Source organism: Luteimonas gilva (assembly GCF_005239095.1).
Taxonomy (GTDB): domain Bacteria; phylum Pseudomonadota; class Gammaproteobacteria; order Xanthomonadales; family Xanthomonadaceae; genus Luteimonas_C; species Luteimonas_C gilva.
In genome coordinates, this window is record NZ_SZUA01000001.1 from 873520 (window position 1) to 892512 (window position 18993).

Consider the following 18993-nt stretch of genomic DNA (forward strand, 5'->3'; position numbering starts at 1 on the left):
GGTGAGGGCAAGCCGCGACGCACCCAAGGATCACCCGTCATGCGCATCCTCTTCTGGTTCGCTTCTCTGATCATGACCGGTTTCCTTTCGTCGGCTTTTGGCGCGAACGCCGCCGACATCGCCCGCCGCGACTTCCACGTCACCACTTCCGACGGCATCCGCCTGCACGTCCGCGAAGTCGCCGCCAACGGTTCGAAAGCCCAAGCCGAACCCTTGATCCTCATCCACGGCGCGCGCGTCCCCGGCGTCGGCTCCTTCGACCTGCCCGTCGCGAACGGCTCGCTCGCCGCCGACCTCGCCCAACGCACCGGCCGCAAGGTCTATGTGATGGACGCGCGCGGCTACGGCGGTTCCGACCGGCCCGCGGCGATGGGCAAACCCGCCGCGGAATCCAAACCGCTTTCCCGCGCTTTCGAAGTCGTGCGCGACATCGACGCCGTCGTCGATGCGGTGCGCGGCAAGCGCGCCAAGGTCGCCTTGCTCGGCTGGGCCACCGGCGGCATGTGGGCCGCGTTCTACGCCTCGCTGCATCCGGAAAAAGTAGGCGATCTGATTACCTTGAACGCGCTTTACGGCGGCTCGTCCGAACACGCCATGCTCGGAAAAGGTTCGTCGCTGAGCGATCCGCAACATCCCGACCGGCTGATTCCCGACATCGGCGGTTATGCCGAATATCCCGCGACTTCCTTGTTCGGCGTTTGGGACCGCTCGATACCGGCGGAAGACAAAACCGCATGGCGCGATCCGGCCATCGCCCAGGCGTATGCGGCGGCGGCGCTGGCCAGCGACCCCGCTTCGGGTTCGCACGACCCGCCCGCCTTCCGCGCACCGATGGGCGCGATGGAAGACAGCTTCTATCAAGGCACCGGGCGCCGCCTGTTCGACGCCTCGTCCATCACCGCGCGCATCCTGATCGTGCGCTCCGGCCGCGATTTCTGGAGCCGTCCCGAAGACGCCGCCACGCTCGCGCGCGAGGCCGTGCGCAGCGCACAGGTCGAACGGCTCGACTTGCCCGATTCCACCCACCTGGTCCATCTCGACCGCCCGGAACGCGGCCGCGAGCGGCTGATCGCCGGAATCGCAGCCTTCCTGTCGCCGGAAAGCGCCGTAAAACGCCCCTGAGCCGCTCTTTGGCATACTCGGCGCCATGCCGACGTCTACCGACAGCGACCAGCTCAGCGCCCTGCTGCGGGCCACCGCCGCCGGCGACCGGGTCGCGTTCGAGGCGCTGTACGCCCGCACTTCGGCGAAACTTTTCGGCGTCTGCCTGCGTATCTTGGGACAACCCGGCGAAGCGGAAGAGGCGCTCCAGGATGCTTATCTCGCCGTCTGGCGCAAGGCCGAGCGTTTCGATGCCGCGCTCGCCAGCCCGATCACCTGGCTGGCGATGGTCGCGCGCAACAAAGCGATCGACCGCTTGCGCGCCGACCGCGTCGGCCGCGCGTCGACGGCGATCGACCTGCAGGCCGAACTCGCCGACGAAAATCCGAACGCCGCGGCGCTCGCCGAAGCCGATGCGGAAGGCAGGCGCTTGCGCCGCTGCATCGACGAGTTGCCCAACGAACAACGCAATGCGGTCCGCACCGCTTTTTTCGAAGGCTGCACTTATGAGGAACTCGCCGCCCGCAGCGGCCATCCGCTCGGCACCGTCAAGAGCTGGATCCGCCGCGGACTACTCAGACTGAAGGCTTGCCTGGAACGATGAACAGCAACGGCCCCGCCACGCCTCCGCACGACCCGCCCGAGCACGCGATGCTCGCGGCCGAGTACGCGCTGGGCGTGCTTGATGCGCAGGCGCGGCGCGAAGCCGAGCGGCGGATCGCGGAGGATCCCGCTTTCGCCGCCGAAGTCGCCGCCTGGGAAGCGCGCCTGGCGACGATGCTGGACGAGGCGGAACCCGTCGCGCCGCCCGAGCGCGTGTGGCCGCGCATACGGGCGACGCTTGGGCACGACGCGAACGAGAAAAAAAGCGCGCCGCGCGCATCGCTGTGGCAAAGCCTGCCGTTCTGGCGCCTCGCCGGCGCGACCGGATTCGCCTTCGCCGCCGCCGCGATGGTCTATATCGCGGTGCAACGTCCGCCCGAAACGGTTTCCGGCGCACCGTACGTGGCGGCGATCCGCCGCGACGACGGCAGCGCCGCCTACAGCGCTACGCTCGACATGCAGCGCGGCATGATGGTGGTGATGCCGCTGGGCGACGGATCCGTGGACGCTTCCCGCGTTCCCGAACTCTGGCTGATTCCCGCCGACGGCAAGCCGCGCTCGCTCGGCGTGATCAAGCGCGACGGAGCGATGACGATGCACTTGCCCGCCCCATTGCGCGACATGGCGGACGGCGCGATGTTGGCGGTATCGATGGAACCGCCCGGCGGATCGCCCACCGGTTCGCCCACCGGCCCGGTGATGGCCCAGGGCCGCATCGTCCGGATTTGATCGACGATCGCTGCATCCGAACGGCGCCGGCCGCCGTAACTCCATTGCCCCTGCCGATCAGGGGTTCCCACTCAATGGAGAGCCTAGCCATGAACCCGATCCGCAATCGCCTGTTCCTCGCCTGCACCGCACTGTCGTTGGCGTTCGCCGCCGTAGCCGCGCCCGCTTTCGCCGCCGACGGCATGTCCAAGGAACGCACCGTCACCGTCGGCGGCGCGCCGATGTACCCGTCCAAGAACATCGTCCAGAACGCGGTCAATTCGAAGGACCACACCACTTTGGTCGCCGCGGTGAAAGCGGCGGGCTTGGTGGACACGCTGTCCGGCCCCGGCCCGTTCACCGTGTTCGCGCCGACCAACGCTGCGTTCGCGGCGCTGCCCGCGGGTACGGTCGATACGCTGCTCAAGCCCGAGAACAAGGGCACGCTGACCAAGGTGCTGACCTACCACGTGGTGGCCGGCCGGATGACCGCCGGCGATCTGATGGCCGCGATCAAGAAGGGCGGCGGCAAAGCGTCGCTGACCACGGTCGAAGGCGAACCGCTGACCGCGACCCAATCCGGCAAGACGCTGTGGGTGGTCGACGCCAAAGGCGGCCGCGCGCGGGTGTCGATCGGCGATGTGCTGCAATCGAACGGCGTGATTCATGTCGTCGACAAGGTGTTGATGCCTAAGTGACATCGGAAGCGCGCTGAGTTTTCGCTGCGACACTCGCCATCGCCCAGCCCTCTTCCGCATGCGGGAGAGGGCTTTTTATCGGAGCTTTAGCCGCCATTTTCGCGAAAGCGGTATCCAGCGGCTTTCTCTTCGCATGTAACGATATGTAACACCGCTCATCTCGTCCGGCGGCGATAGAATTCCGCCGACGCACTTATTCTGGAAACCGGAATGCGAGCAATCTTCGGAATCCGCCGAACATTTTGCCTAATAGCATTGGCCCTGATCCCGCTTGCGGCGATCGCCAAGAAACCGGTACGCGGCCCCGAAATATCGCTCGTCACCCTCAACCTCTATCACGACAAAGCGGACTGGCCCAAGCGCCTGCCTCTGATCCTGGCCGAGCTGCGCCGGCTCAACCCGGATGTCATTACGCTGCAGGAAGTAATCGGCCGCGAAAACCTGCGCAACCAGGCGCAAACGCTGGCCGACGAGCTCGGCTACGAATACGCGTTTTCATCGGTCGATCCGGAAAGCCAGCCGCAACGCTACGGCAACGCGATCCTGACTCGCCGCCCGATCCTGGCGCAGCATTGGACCCGGCTCGAGCCGCTGGACGATTCGCGCACCGCCCTGCACTTGCGGATCGCGGTCGGCGACCGCACGCTCAACGTCTACACCACGCACTTGCATTGGACTGACGGCGGCGGCGCGATCCGGCAGCGCCAAGTCGCGGACTTGATGCGCTTCATCGCCGACACCGCCGACGGCGCGCCTTCGCTGGTGGCCGGCGATTTCAACGCGGTCGCAGCTGCGCCCGAGTTGAAAGCGCTGACCGAGGGTTTTGCGGACGCGTACGGCGCTTTGCACCCTAACGAAGCGGCCGATCCGAAAGCCAACAGCACGCTCAACCTGTCCTATTACCCGCCCAAGCGGATCGATCACGTTTTCCTGCAGCGGGGCGTTCTGGTTCCCGAGTCGGCCACCGTCATCCTGAATCGCCCGGATAGCGAAGGCCATTGGCCATCCGATCACTACGGCGTAGCAGTGCGTCTCCGCTTGCCCCCGCCTGCGCGCAGCGCCGATTAAGGCCATACTGCAGTTCCGCATTCCCCCGGAGCGGTCGCCGTGAAAGTTGTGTCGAGCGTCGCATTGTTGCCCGCGCTTGTTCTGATTTCGGCTTGCGGGCCGCGCGAACAAGCGTCCGCGGCGTCCACCGCACCCGCGCCGCAACCCGCGGCGCCGTCCCAGCCGGCGCCAGCTGCGGGACCGTCCCGCTGGCGCTGCGGGGAACTGCTCGTATCGGCGGCCTACGCGGACAGACATGCCGAGCTCTTCTTCTCCGGCCGCAAAATGACATTGCCGCTCGCCAAGTCCGCTTCGGGCGCGCGATACGCGGACGAAAGCGGCAACGAATTCTGGACCAAGGGCGGCGAAGGCACGCTCGTCCTGGCCGGCGAAGAAAAGCGCGACTGCACGGCGACGCAGGACATATCGCCTTGGGAAGCCGCGAAAGCCCGCGGCGCCATATTCCGCGGCATCGGCCAGGAACCGGGCTGGTGGGTGGAGATCGGCAGCGGCGATTCGCCGCCGCTGCACGCGGAACTCGATTATGGCGAGCGCAAGATCGACGTCGCCAAAACCCAGGGCATCAGCAGCACGCACGGCTACGGCGGACAGCTGGACGACGGCACCGCCGTTGTGCTGCGCACCTGGCAGGAAGCCTGCAGCGATGCGATGAACGGGGAGCGCTTCGAACAACGCGCCGAACTGACCGTCGGGAATAAGACCTATCGCGGCTGCGGCGCGTATCTCGACGCCCGATGACCACGGCCTCGTCCCCCAATCTGCTGGACGTCAACCGCCGTTTCTATGACGCGCTATGGCGCGACGCGGTGCTGATCGCACCGCAGCGCTTCAACACCTGGCCTTTGGTGGATGCGCTGGCGGCGCAAGCGCCGCGGCGCTTGGAAGTGGCGCCTGGCTTGCGGCCGCGCCTGCCGGTCGCGGGCACCGCGTTCGCCGACGTCAGCCCGCCGGCGCTGCGCCAACTCGGATCGCAAGGCGGGCTATGCGTGCAGGCGCTGGCCGATGCGCTGCCGTTCCCGGACGCCGCGTTCGACCTGGTCTGCGCCTTCGACATCATCGAACACATCGAAGCCGACGAAGCCGCGGTCGCGGAGCTGGCGCGCGTCGCCGCGCCGGGCGCCGCGCTGCTGTTGTCGGTGCCGATCCATATGGCCGCCTGGACGCCCTTCGACGATTTCGTCGGCCATTACCGCCGTTACGAACCGGCCGCCTTGCTCGCCCTGCTGCGCCGCCACGGTTTCGAGCTGCGGCGCAGCGCGGCGCACGGCATGCAACCCAAATCGACTTGGTTGCTCAAACTGGGCATGTGGTTCCTGACCCACCAGCGCGAACGCGCGATGTGGTGGTACAACCGGGTGTTCATGCGTTTCGCGCTGGGCGCGCAGCCGCCTCTGTCGCCCGCGCCCGGCCTGATCGACAGCGACGGTGTCGATACGCTGTTGCTGGAGTGCCGCAAGCTCGCCTGATTCACGCTTCGGCGCGGTTGCGCCCCTTGTTCTTGGCCCGGTACATCGCGCTGTCGGCCAGATTCACCCAATCCTGCACGCTGACCAGCAGGCGATTGGCTTCGGCCATGCCGATGCTGACCGTGCAACGCCTGCCCGGCGCCTCGGATATCTCGACTTTTTCCACCGCGAAACGGATGCGCTCGGCGACTTCGCGCGCGCCGTCGGCGCTGGTCTCGGCCAGCAGCACGCAGAATTCGTCGCCGCCGAACCGCGCCGGAGTATCGATTTCGCGCAGGCACGACCTCAGCACTTCGGAAACCGCGCGCAGCATCGCGTCCCCCGCGACGTGGCCGTGGCCATCGTTGATCGATTTGAAATCGTCCAGGTCGACCATCATCACCACCGCCGGCCGGCGGGTGCGCTGGTAGCGCGCGAGTTCGCGTTCCGCCGCTTCTTCCCAATGCTTGCGGTTGTACAACCCGGTAATGTCGTCGATCCGGTTCAAATACTGCAGCATCTGGTTTTGGATCAGGACTTTGCGCCCCAAGCCCCAGGCTGCGGTGCTGATCGCCATGGGATAAGCGAACAGGAACGGTAAGCAAGCGGCGATCACGAACATGCTGGTGTAGATCTGCACCGGGAAGCCCAGCGCCGCCCAAGCGACGGCGCAAGCGACCGCTTGCGCCATCGCTGTGCGGCCCAGGAAACGCCAACCGGCCACGCCGATCTTGTCCATCGACAGCATCGCCGCCAGCAGCGCGCTCGGCAGCAGGTTGAACTGCATCACCGCGATCCACATTCCGCCCAGCGCGGAATCGGCGGTCAGGTTGCGGAACTCGGTCCGCGAGGGATCGCGCGAGCGGTTCGACAGCCAATAGGCCACATGCGGCCAAACGTAGCCGTTGAGGAACAGCATCGCCCAGAACGGCCACGGCGTCGCCCGCTCGTACAGCACCGCGGCGATCGGCAGCACGCCGAGCCCCAAGCCCAGCGCGCGCATGCGGTGGATGCGCGACACGAAACGCAGGTCGCGCGCCCGCGATTCGGGCGCGAGGTCGTCGGCCAGTGCCGCCTTGGTGCTAGTCAGACCCAGAAACCGCTCCTCGACGCCGCGATGAAAGATTCGAGCTCAGCGAGCGCCGCAGCGCAACGCCGCCGCGCCGCCGCGATCGCGCAACGTGACGGCCGTCACCCGTTCTGGTACTTCCAATGCCGCTGCCGGCCCTCGGCCAACCATTCGACGGCCTGCGCCAGGCGCCGCGCGCGCGTCTCCTCGCGCTTGGCCTCGGTGATCCATTCGATGTATTCGCGCTTATGGCTGGGCGCGAAGCCTTCGAACGTCGCCCGCGCCTTGGCGTTCTTCTTCAGCGCCGCGGCCAAATCCGGCGGCGTCTCGGGCGGAGGCTTGGGCGCGGAGGTCTTGCGCGGGCCCGGCGTCTTGGCGCCTTCCTTCTGCAAGCGCACCGCTTTCTTGATGTCGGCGACGAGTTGCCGCTTCGGCGGCAGATCCGAGAGCCGGGTGATCTTGCCGTAGCTACCCATGCCGTCGCGCGGATTGTCCTCGCCCATCACCCGCGCGTGCTTCCAGAAACCGAACGAGGCGTGCTGCTTGAACGCGGCCATGCCGCATAGGATCGCGCCGTCGTAGAGGAAGGTCGGCATGCCCCATTTGATCGCCTCTTCGACCTGCGGGCAGGCCTCGTGCACGACCTCCCGCGCGCGTTCGAGGATGGGCCGGGCGAACTCGGCCGACTTGGCGATATAGGCGTCGATGCGCGGATCGCGGCTTGCCATACCCTGCCTTTCCATAACCCTTCCTGATCGGGGCTGCGCGCACTTTACCGCCAGACGGCCCGGGCCGATAAACTCAGTCCATGCGCAAGCCCGGTCTGCTCGTCTTAGCCCTGCTGCTGATCGCCGCCATCTTGCTGTGGCCGCGGCTGACGCGCTCGCCGGACGTGCCGGCCACGGCCAGCGGAACGGCGACCTCGCAACCGGCGCCCGTCGCCGCGCCGCTTCCCGGCGACCTGCCCGCCCCGCCCGCGACGACGCTTCCCGAAAGTCTGCCGCGCGAAGCCTACGACACGATCCGCCTGATCCAACGCGGCGGCCCGTTTCCGCACCGCCAGGACGGCAGCGTCTTCGGCAACCGCGAGAACCGGCTGCCGCGCAAGCCGCGCGGCTACTACCGCGAATACACCGTCGACACGCCCGGCCTGAGCCACCGCGGCGCGCGCCGCATCGTCACCGGCGGCGATCCGCCCGAGATCTGGTACTACAGCGACGATCACTACGACAGTTTCCGAGCCTTCGATCCGGGCCAAGGCATGCGGCGATGAGCGAATCCGGCTTCGATCTCGGCTTGTCGGATCCGCAACGCGCCGGCGTGTTCCTGGTCGCGGCCGACGATCTGACCACGCTGGACGCGCTCGCCCGCGACGACGGATTGCGTACTTGGCGCATCGATCTGGGCGAATGCCGCAACAAGGCGACGCTGTTGCTGCGTTTCGCCACGACCATGGAATTCCCGGGCACCTTCGGCCGCAACTGGGACGCGCTGTCCGACGCGCTGCGCGACTTGAGCTGGCGCCCGGCCGGCGGCTATGCGCTGTTCCTGGAGGGCGCCACCGACTTGCGTGCGGCCGATGCGGGCGCTTTCGACACTTTGGTCGACATCCTGGCCGAGGCCTCGCGCGCCTGGGCCGAACAGGACGTGCCGTTCTGGGCTTTCGTCGCGCTGCCCGACGACGCCTTCGAAGCCGCCGTCTAACCGCAACGTACCGCTTTCGTAGAGTCGAGCCTTGCTCGACTGCTTTTTCCGGCACAGCGAAGATCAAGAGCAGTCGAGCGAGGCTCGACTCTACAAAAATGCGCGGTCAGGACAACAAATCATAAGAGCCGCCCTTTTGCAGCGCCCGCTGGTACGCCGGCCGCGCACGGATGCGCTGCACGAACGCCGCCAAATGCGGGTACTTGGCGTATCCCACCCGCGCCGCGCCGGCTTCGACCGGAAAACTCATCTGGATGTCGGCCGCGCTGAATTGCGGGCCGGCGAACCAGCCGTGCCGGGCAAGCTCGCTTTCCATGTAATCGAAATGCAGTTTCAGCTGCGGGCCGACGAAGCCCGCCAAGGCCTTGTCGGCGATGCCCCGCGCGACGGGCTTGGCGAAGAACGGCATCGGCGCCGATTTGATCCGCCGGAACACCAAGCTGAGCAGCAGCGGCGGCATCGCCGAACCTTCGGCGTAATGCATCCATTTGCGGTAGGCCAGATGTTCGGGCGTTCCCGGCGGCGGCGACAATCGATGGCCGCTGTCGTGGCGTTCGAGCAAGGTCTCCAGCACGGCGCCGGATTCGATCAGCACGTCGTCGCCGTCGACCACCACCGGCGATTTGCCCAGCGGATGCACGGCGCGCAGTTCGGGCGGAGCCAGCATCGTCTTCGGATCGCGCTGGTAGCGGACGATGCCGTAATCCAACCCCAACTCTTCCAGCAGCCACAGCACCCGCTGCGAGCGCGAATTGTTCAGATGATGGACGACGATCAAAGCGATTCCTCCAATTCCGACCAGCGCGCATAGGCCGCATCGAGTTCGGCCTGCGCGGCGGCCAGCGCGTCGTTGTGGGCGACGATGGCGGCGCCGTCGCGCTGGTAGAAGCCGGGGTCGTTCATCGCATCGGCCAAGGCGGCGACGCGGGCTTCGAGCGCTTCGATCTTGGCGGGCAAGGCCTCCAGCTCGCGCGCGTCCTTGTAGCTGAGTTTGCGCTTGGCCGACGGCGGAGCCGCCGCCGGTTGCGGCTTAGCCGGCGCGGAGACGGCCGCAGGCGCCGAGACCACGGGCCTCTGCCGCAGCCAATCGCTATAGCCGCCGACGTATTCGCCGACCCGCCCGTCGCCTTCCATGACCAGGGTCGAAGTCACCACGTTGTCCAGGAAGTCGCGGTCGTGGCTGACCAGCAGCAGCGTGCCCGGATAGTCCGCGAGCAACTCTTCCAGCAATTCCAGGGTTTCCACGTCCAGATCGTTGGTCGGCTCGTCCATCACCAACAGGTTCGACGGCTGCGCGAACAGCTTGGCCAGCAGCAGGCGGTTGCGTTCGCCGCCGGACAGGCGCGTGATCGGCGCGCGCGCGCGTTCGGGCGTGAACAGGAAATCCTGCAGATAACCGAGCACGTGCTTGCTGCCGCCGCCGACGTCGACGAATTCGCGTCCCTCGGCGACGTTGTCCAGCGCGTTCCAATCCTCGCGCAAAGCGGCGCGGTACTGGTCGAAATAGGCGATTTGCAGCTGGGTACCGATCTTGACCTCGCCCGCCTGCGGCGCCAGTTCGCCCAACAGCAGCTTGAGCAGCGTGGTCTTGCCGCTGCCGTTGGGGCCGATCAGGCCGATCCGGTCGCCGCGCAGGATCGTGGTCGAAAAATCGCGAACGATGGCCCGGTCGCCGTAGCCGAACGACACCTCGCGCGCCTCGATCACCTTGCGGCCCGACGCGCTCGCCTGCGCGGTCTGCAGGCGCACGTTGCCGACGGCCTCGCGGCGGTCCGCGCGTTCGCGCCGCATCGCCTGCAGGCGGCGGACCCGGCCTTCGTCGCGGGTGCGGCGCGCCTTGATGCCCTGGCGGATCCAGGCTTCTTCCTGGGCGAGCAATTTGTCGAAACGCGCGTTCTCCTGCGCCTCCGCGTTCTGCCGCTCCTCGCGTCGGCGCTGGTAGTTTTCCCAATCCCCGGGCCAGCTGGTGACTTGGCCGCGGTCGATCTCGACGATGCAGGTCGCCAGCGCGCGCAGGAAGCGGCGGTCGTGGGTGACGAAGACCAAGGCGCCGGGCCAAGCCTTCAGCAGGCCTTCCAGCCAATCGATCGCTTCGATGTCCAGGTGGTTGGTGGGCTCGTCCAGCAGCAACAGATCCGGCGCGGAGGCCAGCGCCCGCGCCAGCAGTACGCGGCGCTTCATGCCGCCCGACAGCGCGGCGAAGCCGGCGTCGCCGTCCAGCCCGAGCCGAGTGAGCGTTTCCTCCACCCGGCGGTCCAGCGACCAGCCGTGCGCAGCCTCGATCCGGCCCTGCACCTCGGCCAGCGCCTGGGTATCGACCGTGTCGGCATGGATGAGGTGGTGATATTGCGCCAGCAACGCGCCCGACTCGCCCAGGCCGGCGGCGACCACGTCGAACACGCTGCCGCCGGCGTCGGCCGGCACTTCTTGTTCCAGGCGCGCGACCCGGCGTCCGCTTTCGCGGCGCACCTCGCCGTCGTCCGGCATCAATTCGCCGGCCAGCAGGCGCAGCAAAGTCGATTTGCCGGCGCCGTTGCGGCCGATCAGGGCGATCCGTTCGCCGGATTCGATGGCCAGGTCGACCCGGTCCAGCAACAGCGGGCCGCCGACGCCGTAATCGACGCCATTCAGAGAGATCAGGGGCATGGCGCATAGTCTAGCGGCCCGCCGCGGCCCGCAGTACGCTAAGCGCGGATCGACCACCACCGGAGCGCGGCCATGGCCAAAGGCTTGGACAAGAAAAAAGAAGACAAGAAGAAACCCGAGAAGACGCTGAAGGAAAAGCGCGCAGCCAAGAAGGAGAAAAAAGCCGGCCGTTGAGCCGGCTTTTTTTCATCGTGCTATCGGGCTTTTTGTGGGAGCGGCTTCAGCCGCGAGCTCTTGTAACGAGTCGCTATCGTCTGATGGAAAGAGCTCGCGGCTGAAGCCGCTCCCACAAAAAAAGCGCAGCTAGGAACTGCAGGACAGCATCGAGCACCCGGGCCGGTCCCGGGCCCAATCGGGCCGCTTCTCCGCGAACGCTTCGCGCCCCGGCTGCTCGTCGTAGGGGTTGCGCATCGCGTCCAACAGCTCGGCGATGCCGCTCCCGTCGCCCTGCTCGGCCCGATCGATCGCTTGTTGCGCCAAATAGTTGCGCAGCACGTATTTGGGATTGGCGGCGTGCATGCGCGCTCGCCGTTCCGTCGCCGACAGCGGATCGTGGCGCAGGCGCGCCGCGTACCGCGACAGCCATTCCATGAAGGACGGCTCGGTGCGCATGCGCTTTTCTTCGTCGTAGAAGGCTCCGATCAGCGGCGCCAAGCTCGGCGATTCGGGATCGACTTCGGCCAAGGCCCGGAAGAAGATCGTCATGTCGACCTCGCCGTCGTGCATCAGCACGTGCAGATCGCGGATCGATCCGATGTCCTCTTCGCGGCATTCCGCCAACCCGAGCTTGCGGGCGACGTTGCCGCGATCCGCTTCGGTATAAGCCGCGGCGTAGCGATCCAATCCCGCCTGCAACGGTTCGGCCGACGAAAACAACGGCGCCAAGGCCTGCGCCAGCCGCGCGAGGTTCCAATGCGCGATCTTCGGCTGCCAGCCGAAACGGTAGCGGCGGCCGTGCGCGTCGGTGGTGTTGGGGGTCCAGTCCGGATCGTAATCGTCGATCCAGCCGTAAGGGCCGTAGTCGATGGTCAGGCCGAGAATGGACATGTTGTCGGTGTTGAGCACGCCGTGCACGAAGCCCACCCGCATCCACTCCGCGACCATCCGTGCGGTGCGTTCGCAGATCTCGACGAACCAGGCGGCGTACAAAGCCTCGCCAGCGCCTTCAATCTCGGGAAAATCGCGGGCGATGGCGAAATCGGCCAGGCGGCGCAGCAAATCGATGTCGCCGCGCGAGGCCGGCAATTCGAAATGGCCGAAGCGAAGAAAAGAAGGCGCCGCGCGGCAAACGACGGCGCCGGGTTCGGCTTGCGGATGGCCGTCGTAGAACATATCGCGGACCACCGCCTCGCCGGTGCCGACCAAGCATAGCGCGCGCGTGGTCGGCACGCCGAGATGGTGCATCGCCTCGCTGCACAGGAACTCGCGGATCGACGATCTCAAGACGGCGCGGCCGTCGCCCATCCGCGAATAAGGCGTCGGGCCCGCGCCCTTCAACTGCAATTCCCAGCGTTTGCCGTCCGCGCCGATCGCCTCGCCCAGCGAAATCGCGCGACCGTCGCCCAACTGGCCCGCCCAATGCCCGAACTGGTGGCCGCCATAGTTCGATGCGTATGGAAACATGCCGGTAGACAAGGAATTGCCGGCGAAGATCGCGGCGAACTCAGGAGTAGCGATCTCGGCCTCATCGATGCCGAGCGCTGCGGCCATCTCGCGCGAATGGGCGATCAAGCGCGGCGCGGCCACCGGCGTGGGCTCGACCCGCGACCAGAGCGCGCCCGTCACTTGGCGCAACCGCGGCCCGGCTTCCGGGTCGCCCGGCAGCTCGCGCACGAAACGGTTGTCGAAAGTCAGCGCCCGCATACCCGCAACATTCGGGCGACGACGACGGATCGCAAGTCCCGACCGCTCAGAACGGCCTGGGCAAGTCCAGGTACGGCGCGAGGACCCAATAGGCCCCGAACAGCAGCAGCGCCCAAAGGCCCAGCTTCAACGCGAATCCGACCACTTTGATCGCGAAATACAGCAGCACCAGCAGCAGGACGATGCCGATCACGGTGCCCATGCGCGCGCCTCCGTTGCGTCGGCCAGCGGCCGCATTTTCGCGTCTAGCGCGATCCTCTCGTCGAACACGAAACAACGCCCCTCGTAATGCATGCCGCCGACCTCTTCGAAATAACCCAGGATGCCGCCGTCCAACTGCAGCACATTGTCCATGCCTTCGGCGCGCATCCACAATGCGGCCTTCTCGCAACGGATGCCGCCGGTGCAGAAGCTGACCACGGTCGCGCCGGCCAGCGCTTCGCGATGCGGCGCCAGGGCTTCGGGCAGATCGACGAAGTTGTCGATCGGCAAGGTCAGCGCGCCGGCGAAGGTGCCGTAGCCGACTTCCTCGCGATTGCGGGTGTCCAGCAGCACCAGCGGCTTGCCGGCATCGTCGTGGCCTTGCGCTATCCAGCGCGCGAGTTCGGCGGGCGCCACCGTGGGCGCGCGTTCGCCCAGCGGCGAAGCGCGGTCGCGACGGAAGCTGACGATCTCGGGTTTGACCTTGACCTTGAGCCGGGCGAACGGCTGCGATTGGCTCTCGCTCAGCTTGACCCGGATCTCGACGAAACGCGGATCTTCGCGCAACCATTCGAGGAAGCCGCGGATGCGGGCGGCGGAGCCGGCCAGGAAGAGGTTGATGCCCTCGCCCGCCACCAGAACGGTGCCGAGCAATCCGTCCTGCTCGGCCCGGACGCGGACGCGCGATGCGAGCGCATCCGGGTCCGGGATCGGCACGAAATGGTAGGCGGCGAGATTGAGCACCATGCCGCCATTCTAGCCCGCGGGGCAACGAAAGCCCCTCTCCCACCAGGGTGAGGATGCACGAGTGGGCTTGTCTTCCTGCGATCTGACGCGCATCGCTCCACCGAACCCTCATCCGACGCTGCGCGCCACCTTCTCCCGGTGGGAGAAGGAAACGGCGCCCGCCATCTTTTCCGAGCCGCAAAAAACGAAACCCCTCTCCGTTCAGGAGAGGGGTCGCGCGAATCGCATCCGAACCGGACCGATCAGTACTTCTTTTCGATATTCAGCAGGAAGCCGTTGTCGGTCTCGCCGTCGCCGTCGAACAGGGTGCGGAATTCGACGCGGAATCGCAGATCGTGCTCGGTCTGCAGCGCGAAGCCCAGGCCGAAGATCGTCCGATTGCTATCCAGGCTCCGCACCAGCGCGCGGTACAGCGGCCCGGCCGGGAGGTCGGCGTAGCGCATGGTCGCGCTGCCGTCGTCCTCGAAGTCGTGCTGGAACTCCAGCCGCAGCTGCGGCGAGAACGTGCCCCACGACAGATCGTGGCGGTAGTCCATGCGCAAGCCCAGGTTGGCGGTGGCGGTATCCACGTCCTGCCGTTGGAACGCCAGCGCATGGGTCGGATCGCCCTGCTCCGTGTAGCCATCCAAGCGTGCGCGGGCCAGATCCAGGCGGGCGTACGGCGAGAACGTCAGGCGGTCGCTCCGGTAGTCCATGCCGGCCGCTAACGAAGCCAGCCACTGCTTGCCGTCGCGTTCGCCGCGCACCAGGCCGCCGGTGTCGGTGACGAAGCGGCGGTTGTCGAACGATAGCCACTGGTAGCCGAGCAGCGCGTCGAGATAGAAACGCTCGCCGGGGTGATAGCTGGCGTACATCGCCACCGTGTAGGCGTTCGATTCGCTGCGCGTGCCGGATCTGCCGATATCGGTATCGTCGCGGCCGTAACCGACGCCGCCGCCGAGGACGAAGGACGGGCTCAAGCGATAGTCGCCGCCCGCGCTGACGCCGCTGGTCTCGAAATCGAAACCGCTGACGCCGGTGCGCGGATCGCGGTCGCCGCGGCTCACCGAACCGCCGGCCCAGAATCCGAACGGGGTGCGTCCGCTCTCGCCGCTTTGCATCGGCGCCGGAGCGGCCATCGGCGCATCTTCGTCGCGCAGCGCGGTTTGCGCGCATTCCGGATCTTCGTAGGCGCGGCGCGTGTTGGGGCTGCAATGCCGCTCGCCGGCGAAGCTGATGCCGTTCTGGAAGCCGCCGCGGCCTTCGGATCCGCCGTGCATGTTCTCCATGCGCTGCTGGAAGTTGCCGATTTGCGAGTTCGCGAACCGGCGCGCCGCCGACGCCTGCGATTCGAGCAGGCCGAGCACTTCCGGATCTTTCGACGGATCGCTGCGGCCGGCCACTTGGATCTCGACCGTCGCCGGCGCCGACACCGCGTACGCATTGCTCAGCGTGAACGTGACCGTGGCCAGGCCGGCGAAACTCGTGGCCGGGACGAAGGTCAATTCATAGCTTCCGCCGCTGCCCGCGATCGTCGCCGTGCCGGAAGACGCCGGCGACAGCGACACCAGCGTCGCTGCGGTGAACGGACCGCCGGTGGCGCCCGCCGTCAGGTTGACGTGCACGGGAGTGGCGGCCGCGGTTTCGACATGGCTCGACACGGCGACCGGCACCGGATTCACGGTGATCGTGACCGTCGCCGGCGCCGAGGTGCCGCCGGGCCCGATCGCGGTGTACGTGAAGGTGTCACTGCCGGAGTAGCCCGCGGCCGGCGTGTAGACCACGTTCAAGCCGCTGATCGCAGCCGTGCCGTGCGCAGGCGCCGTGGCCACTGCGACGCTCGTGATGAGGCCGGTGTCGTTGGCCGTGACCGGGACGGTGACTGCGGTTCCGGCCAGCGTCGTCGCACTGTCGGCCACCGCGACCGGCACGGCGTCGGCGATCGCGATCGTATAGGCGACCGTGGTGTTGAAGCCGTTGTTGTCGGTCGAACGGATATTCGCGGTATAGCTGCCCGTCGTGGTGGGCGTGCCGCTGTATACGCCCGCCGAGCTGAAGCTCACGCCGACCGGCAGGCTGCCCGAGACGATCGAATAGCTGTAGGGGGCGGCGCCGCCGCTGCTGCTCAGGCTTTGGCTGTACGGAACGCCGACCACCCCGCCCGGCAGGCTGGCCGGCGAAATCACGATCGTCGGCGCGGCGATGACGATGCTGTACGCCTGGTCGGCAGTGAACCCGTTGTTATCGGTCGCGCGGATCGTTGCGGTGTAGGTGCCGGCCGTGGTCGGCGTTCCCGAATACGTGCCCGCCGAATTGAACGATACGCCGACCGGCAAGGTGCCGCTGACGATCGAGAACGAGTACGGCGCCGTGCCGCCGCTGGCGGTCAGCGTCGCCGAATACGGCGTGCCCGCCGTGCCGCCCGGTATCGTCGACGGCGAGATCGTGATCGTCGGCGCGGCGATGACGATGTTGTAAGCCTGATCGCCCGTCTGGCCATGGCTGTCGGTCGCCCGCACGGTAAGGTTGAACGTGCCTGCTGTCGTGGGAGTGCCGGAGAAGACACCGCCGGAACTGAACGACATGCCCACCGGCAATGCGCCGGCGAGCAAGGAATAGCTGTACGGCGCCACGCCGCCGCTGGCGCTGAGCGTCTGCGAATACGCCGTGCCGGCCGTGCCGCCGGGAAGGGTCGGCGGAGCTATGACTATCGTCGGCGCGCCCACCTGCAGCACGTAGTTCTGCTGGATGGAGAACGGCGCGCCGGTGCCGGTGCTGCCGGTATCGGTGGCGGCGATGGTCAAGGCATAGCTGCCCGGCACGGTGGGCGTACCGGACAACACACCGGCCGAACTGAAACTGACGCCGACGGGCAGCGAACCCGACACCAACGAGAAGCTGTAAGGCCCGGTGCCCCCGCCGCCCGCGAACGTCTGGCTGTAAGGCGTCCCATACGGCAGGCTCAAAGTGCCGGCGGCGGGCGACATCGTCAGCGTCGGCGCGCCAATGATGTGTGTGAAAGTCTGATTGCCCGTGAACGGCCCGCTGCCGCCGGTGCTGTCGATACCTTCGACGTCGATGGCGAAGCTGCCCGCCGCGGTCGGCGTGCCGGAGATCGTGACGCTGTTCGTCGTCGAACCGGTGACGGTTACGCCCGCAGGCAAACCGGTCACCGCGTAATCGTGATAAGGCGCGGTGCCGCCCGCGAAAGTGAAGGTTTGGCTGAAAGCCGCACCCACTTGCCCGTTCAACGGCGCCGACGTCGTGATCGTGATCGTCGGCGCGCCGACGGTCATCGTCACCGTCGCCGGCGCGGAAGTTCCGGCGCCGTTGGTCGCGGTGTAGGTGAACGTGTCCGTTCCGGCGAAGCCGGCGTTCGGCTGATAGGTGATGGAAAGGCCCGACGCGATCGCCGTGCCGTTCGCCGGCGCCGTGCCGATCGCGACCGAACTCGGCGGACCGCCGGTGATGTTGAGCGTGATCGGCGTTGCGCCGCTGTTGAAGCCCACCGTCGCCGAAACCGCATTGGCGACGGGCGGAATCTGTATGACCACCAGCGTATAAGCCTGCGAACCGGTATACGGCGCGCCGGTGCCGGTGCTGCGGTCGGTGGCGGTGACGGTGAAGTTGAAGGTGCCGCTGGCGGTCGGCGTGCCGCTGATCGCGCCGGTACTGCTCGAAAGCGCGAGACCGGGCGGCAAAGCGCCGGCGGTGACGTTGAATATGTAGCCGATGCCCATCGTGCCGCCGGATGCGGTGAGCGTCTGGCTGTAAGCCGTGCCCATCGTGGCGTTGGGCACGGTCGTCGGCGACAGCGTGATCGTCGGCGGGTTCGTCGTGATCGAGTACGCCCGGGTGCCCGTGAAATTGTTGGCGTCCTTGGCTTCGACCGTGAAATTGAACGTGCCGCCGGCGGTGGCGGTGCCGGTCAGCGCGCCTGTGCTGCTCAAGGTCAACCCGGCCGGCAACGCACCGGCGGTAATTTGGAACGTATAAGGCGCCGTGCCGCCGCTGCCGGTGAACGTCTGGCTGTACGCGACGCCCACGGTGGGATTCGGCACCGTAGCTGGGTTGACCACGATCGTCGGCGCAGCGTTCACCACGATGGTGACGCTTTGCACGCCGAAATGGTCGCCGCCGGTGGAGATGGTGGTGCTGTCGTCGTACCTGAGCGTAAACGGGAACGAACCCGCCGACGTCGGCGTGCCGGACACCAGGCCCGTCGAAGACATGCTCAGCCCGGGCGGCAAACCGGGGCCCGGCTCGATCGAGTAGGTGTACGGCGCGGTGCCGCCCACGGTGGTGAACTGCAGGCTGTAGGGAATGGAGATGGTCGCCGCAGGCGGCGTGTCTTGCACCAAGTCGAGGATCGGCGCGGCGATGGTGAACCCATAGCTTTTCACCGCGGTGAGCGCCGTCGGCGCCGTCGAATCGGTCACGGTCACGGTGAAGTTGTACGGGCCCGATCCGGTGGACGTGCCCGAAATGGTGTTGCCCGACATCGTGATGCCCGGGGGCAAGCTGCCGCCGGTCAGAGCGTAGCTATAGGGAGCGACGCCGCCGCTGGACGACAGCGTTTGGCTGTACGCCACGCCCACCGCCGGAGCCGGCAAGTTCGCGGGCGAAACCACGATCGGCGAAGTGGCCGGTCCGACCGTGACGTTGAAAGTGATGGGTACGTTGAAATCGTCTCTGACGACGAACGTGTCGCTCAACACGCCGTCGCCGTTGTTGGTGTAGACGAGCGCATTGACGTTGCTCGGCGTGCCCCAGGTCAACGTGCCGTGCGAAGGACCCGACACGGCCGGACTGATGAAGCCGAAATCCGCGCAAGTGAAAGTGGCCGAACCGCCGGAGGGAATCGATGCGGTCTGCGGCGAAGTGCATGCCGCGTGCGCGGGCGCGATCGCGCCCAAGGCAAGACCGAGCATCGTCAATGCGATCCAAGCCCGGCGCTTTAACAACTTTGAGAAAATTCCTACGCGCGAAATCCACGACGCGCGCATGCTCAGCGCTGCCTGCAGTTCCATGCCCTGCCCCCCGATCAACGGCTCCGCAGGCTTGCATCCATGCGGTTCCGAGCTTTATTTGCAGGCCTTTCGACTGGCCCGGCCCCTTGCATCCGATCCCGATATTGCACCCTGGCGTCGGACCCGAAAAG

The 18993-nt window shown here is 67.0% G+C and carries 17 protein-coding genes; 9 read left to right on the forward strand and 8 right to left on the reverse strand.

Features of this window, described 5'->3' with window-relative positions:
• The first annotated feature begins 39 nt into the window (after positions 1-39).
• From FCE95_RS04020 to FCE95_RS04050, 7 genes are all read left to right on the forward strand, one after another.
• A complete protein-coding gene (locus tag FCE95_RS04020) occupies positions 40-1122 on the forward strand; it encodes an alpha/beta fold hydrolase (protein ID WP_223266763.1) in 1083 nt (360 codons plus the stop codon).
• A 25-nt stretch (positions 1123-1147) separates the two neighbouring features.
• Positions 1148-1705: a sigma-70 family RNA polymerase sigma factor gene (locus FCE95_RS04025; protein WP_137265682.1), complete on the forward strand. Its 558-nt coding sequence runs from the start codon at positions 1148-1150 to the stop codon at positions 1703-1705.
• Complete coding sequence (locus FCE95_RS04030) at positions 1702-2433, forward strand: anti-sigma factor (RefSeq protein ID WP_137265683.1); 732 nt, start codon at positions 1702-1704, stop codon at positions 2431-2433. Before FCE95_RS04025 ends, FCE95_RS04030 begins: the two co-directional genes overlap by 4 nt.
• An 89-nt stretch (positions 2434-2522) precedes the next feature.
• Positions 2523-3110 (forward strand): fasciclin domain-containing protein, encoded by a 588-nt coding sequence (locus tag FCE95_RS04035; protein ID WP_137265684.1) that lies wholly within the window; start codon positions 2523-2525, stop codon positions 3108-3110.
• 255 nt (positions 3111-3365) lie between these two features.
• Entirely contained in the window at positions 3366-4178 is an 813-nt protein-coding gene (locus FCE95_RS04040; RefSeq protein ID WP_223266764.1) for an endonuclease/exonuclease/phosphatase family protein, read from the forward strand.
• 48 nt (positions 4179-4226) lie between these two features.
• On the forward strand, positions 4227-4916 hold the full coding sequence (locus FCE95_RS04045; RefSeq protein WP_223266820.1) for an MliC family protein: 690 nt from the start codon (positions 4227-4229) through the stop codon (positions 4914-4916).
• Positions 4913-5644 (forward strand): class I SAM-dependent methyltransferase, encoded by a 732-nt coding sequence (locus FCE95_RS04050; protein WP_137265687.1) that lies wholly within the window; start codon positions 4913-4915, stop codon positions 5642-5644. The genes FCE95_RS04045 and FCE95_RS04050 overlap by 4 nt, the downstream gene beginning before the upstream one ends.
• 1 nt (position 5645) lies before the next feature.
• Here the strand turns inward: FCE95_RS04050 and FCE95_RS04055 are convergent, their stop codons facing one another.
• On the reverse strand, positions 5646-6644 hold the full coding sequence (locus FCE95_RS04055) for a diguanylate cyclase (RefSeq protein ID WP_137265688.1): 999 nt from the start codon (positions 6642-6644) through the stop codon (positions 5646-5648).
• A gap of 170 nt (positions 6645-6814) precedes the next feature.
• Positions 6815-7435, reverse strand: a complete 621-nt coding sequence (locus tag FCE95_RS04060; protein WP_223266765.1) for a YdeI/OmpD-associated family protein — start codon at positions 7433-7435, stop codon at positions 6815-6817.
• Positions 7436-7500: 65 nt separating this feature from the next.
• Here FCE95_RS04060 and FCE95_RS04065 point away from each other — a divergent pair, with 65 nt between their 5' ends.
• Together FCE95_RS04065 and FCE95_RS04070 are read left to right on the forward strand one after the other, a co-directional pair.
• Positions 7501-7965: a guanyl-specific ribonuclease gene (locus FCE95_RS04065; protein WP_137265689.1), complete on the forward strand. Its 465-nt coding sequence runs from the start codon at positions 7501-7503 to the stop codon at positions 7963-7965.
• Positions 7962-8396, forward strand: a complete 435-nt coding sequence (locus FCE95_RS04070; protein WP_137265690.1) for a barstar family protein — start codon at positions 7962-7964, stop codon at positions 8394-8396. The genes FCE95_RS04065 and FCE95_RS04070 overlap by 4 nt, the downstream gene beginning before the upstream one ends.
• A gap of 106 nt (positions 8397-8502) precedes the next feature.
• On the opposite strand, the gene FCE95_RS04075 is transcribed toward FCE95_RS04070, so the two are convergent.
• The 6 genes from FCE95_RS04075 to FCE95_RS04095 form a co-directional block, all read right to left on the reverse strand.
• Entirely contained in the window at positions 8503-9174 is a 672-nt protein-coding gene (locus tag FCE95_RS04075) for a glutathione S-transferase (protein WP_137265691.1), read from the reverse strand.
• Positions 9171-11042 (reverse strand): ATP-binding cassette domain-containing protein, encoded by a 1872-nt coding sequence (locus FCE95_RS04080; protein ID WP_137265692.1) that lies wholly within the window; start codon positions 11040-11042, stop codon positions 9171-9173. Before FCE95_RS04080 ends, FCE95_RS04075 begins: the two co-directional genes overlap by 4 nt.
• A gap of 303 nt (positions 11043-11345) precedes the next feature.
• Positions 11346-12905, reverse strand: coding sequence for a protein adenylyltransferase SelO (locus tag FCE95_RS04085; RefSeq protein ID WP_137265693.1), 1560 nt, complete (start codon positions 12903-12905; stop codon positions 11346-11348).
• Positions 12906-12951: 46 nt separating this feature from the next.
• A complete protein-coding gene (locus tag FCE95_RS17025; RefSeq protein ID WP_189644631.1) occupies positions 12952-13107 on the reverse strand; it encodes a hypothetical protein in 156 nt (51 codons plus the stop codon).
• On the reverse strand, positions 13095-13853 hold the full coding sequence (locus tag FCE95_RS04090; protein WP_137265694.1) for a sulfurtransferase: 759 nt from the start codon (positions 13851-13853) through the stop codon (positions 13095-13097). The genes FCE95_RS17025 and FCE95_RS04090 overlap by 13 nt, the downstream gene beginning before the upstream one ends.
• 242 nt (positions 13854-14095) lie before the next feature.
• On the reverse strand, positions 14096-18763 hold the full coding sequence (locus FCE95_RS04095) for a putative Ig domain-containing protein (protein ID WP_189644632.1): 4668 nt from the start codon (positions 18761-18763) through the stop codon (positions 14096-14098).
• Positions 18764-18993 lie beyond the last annotated feature (230 nt).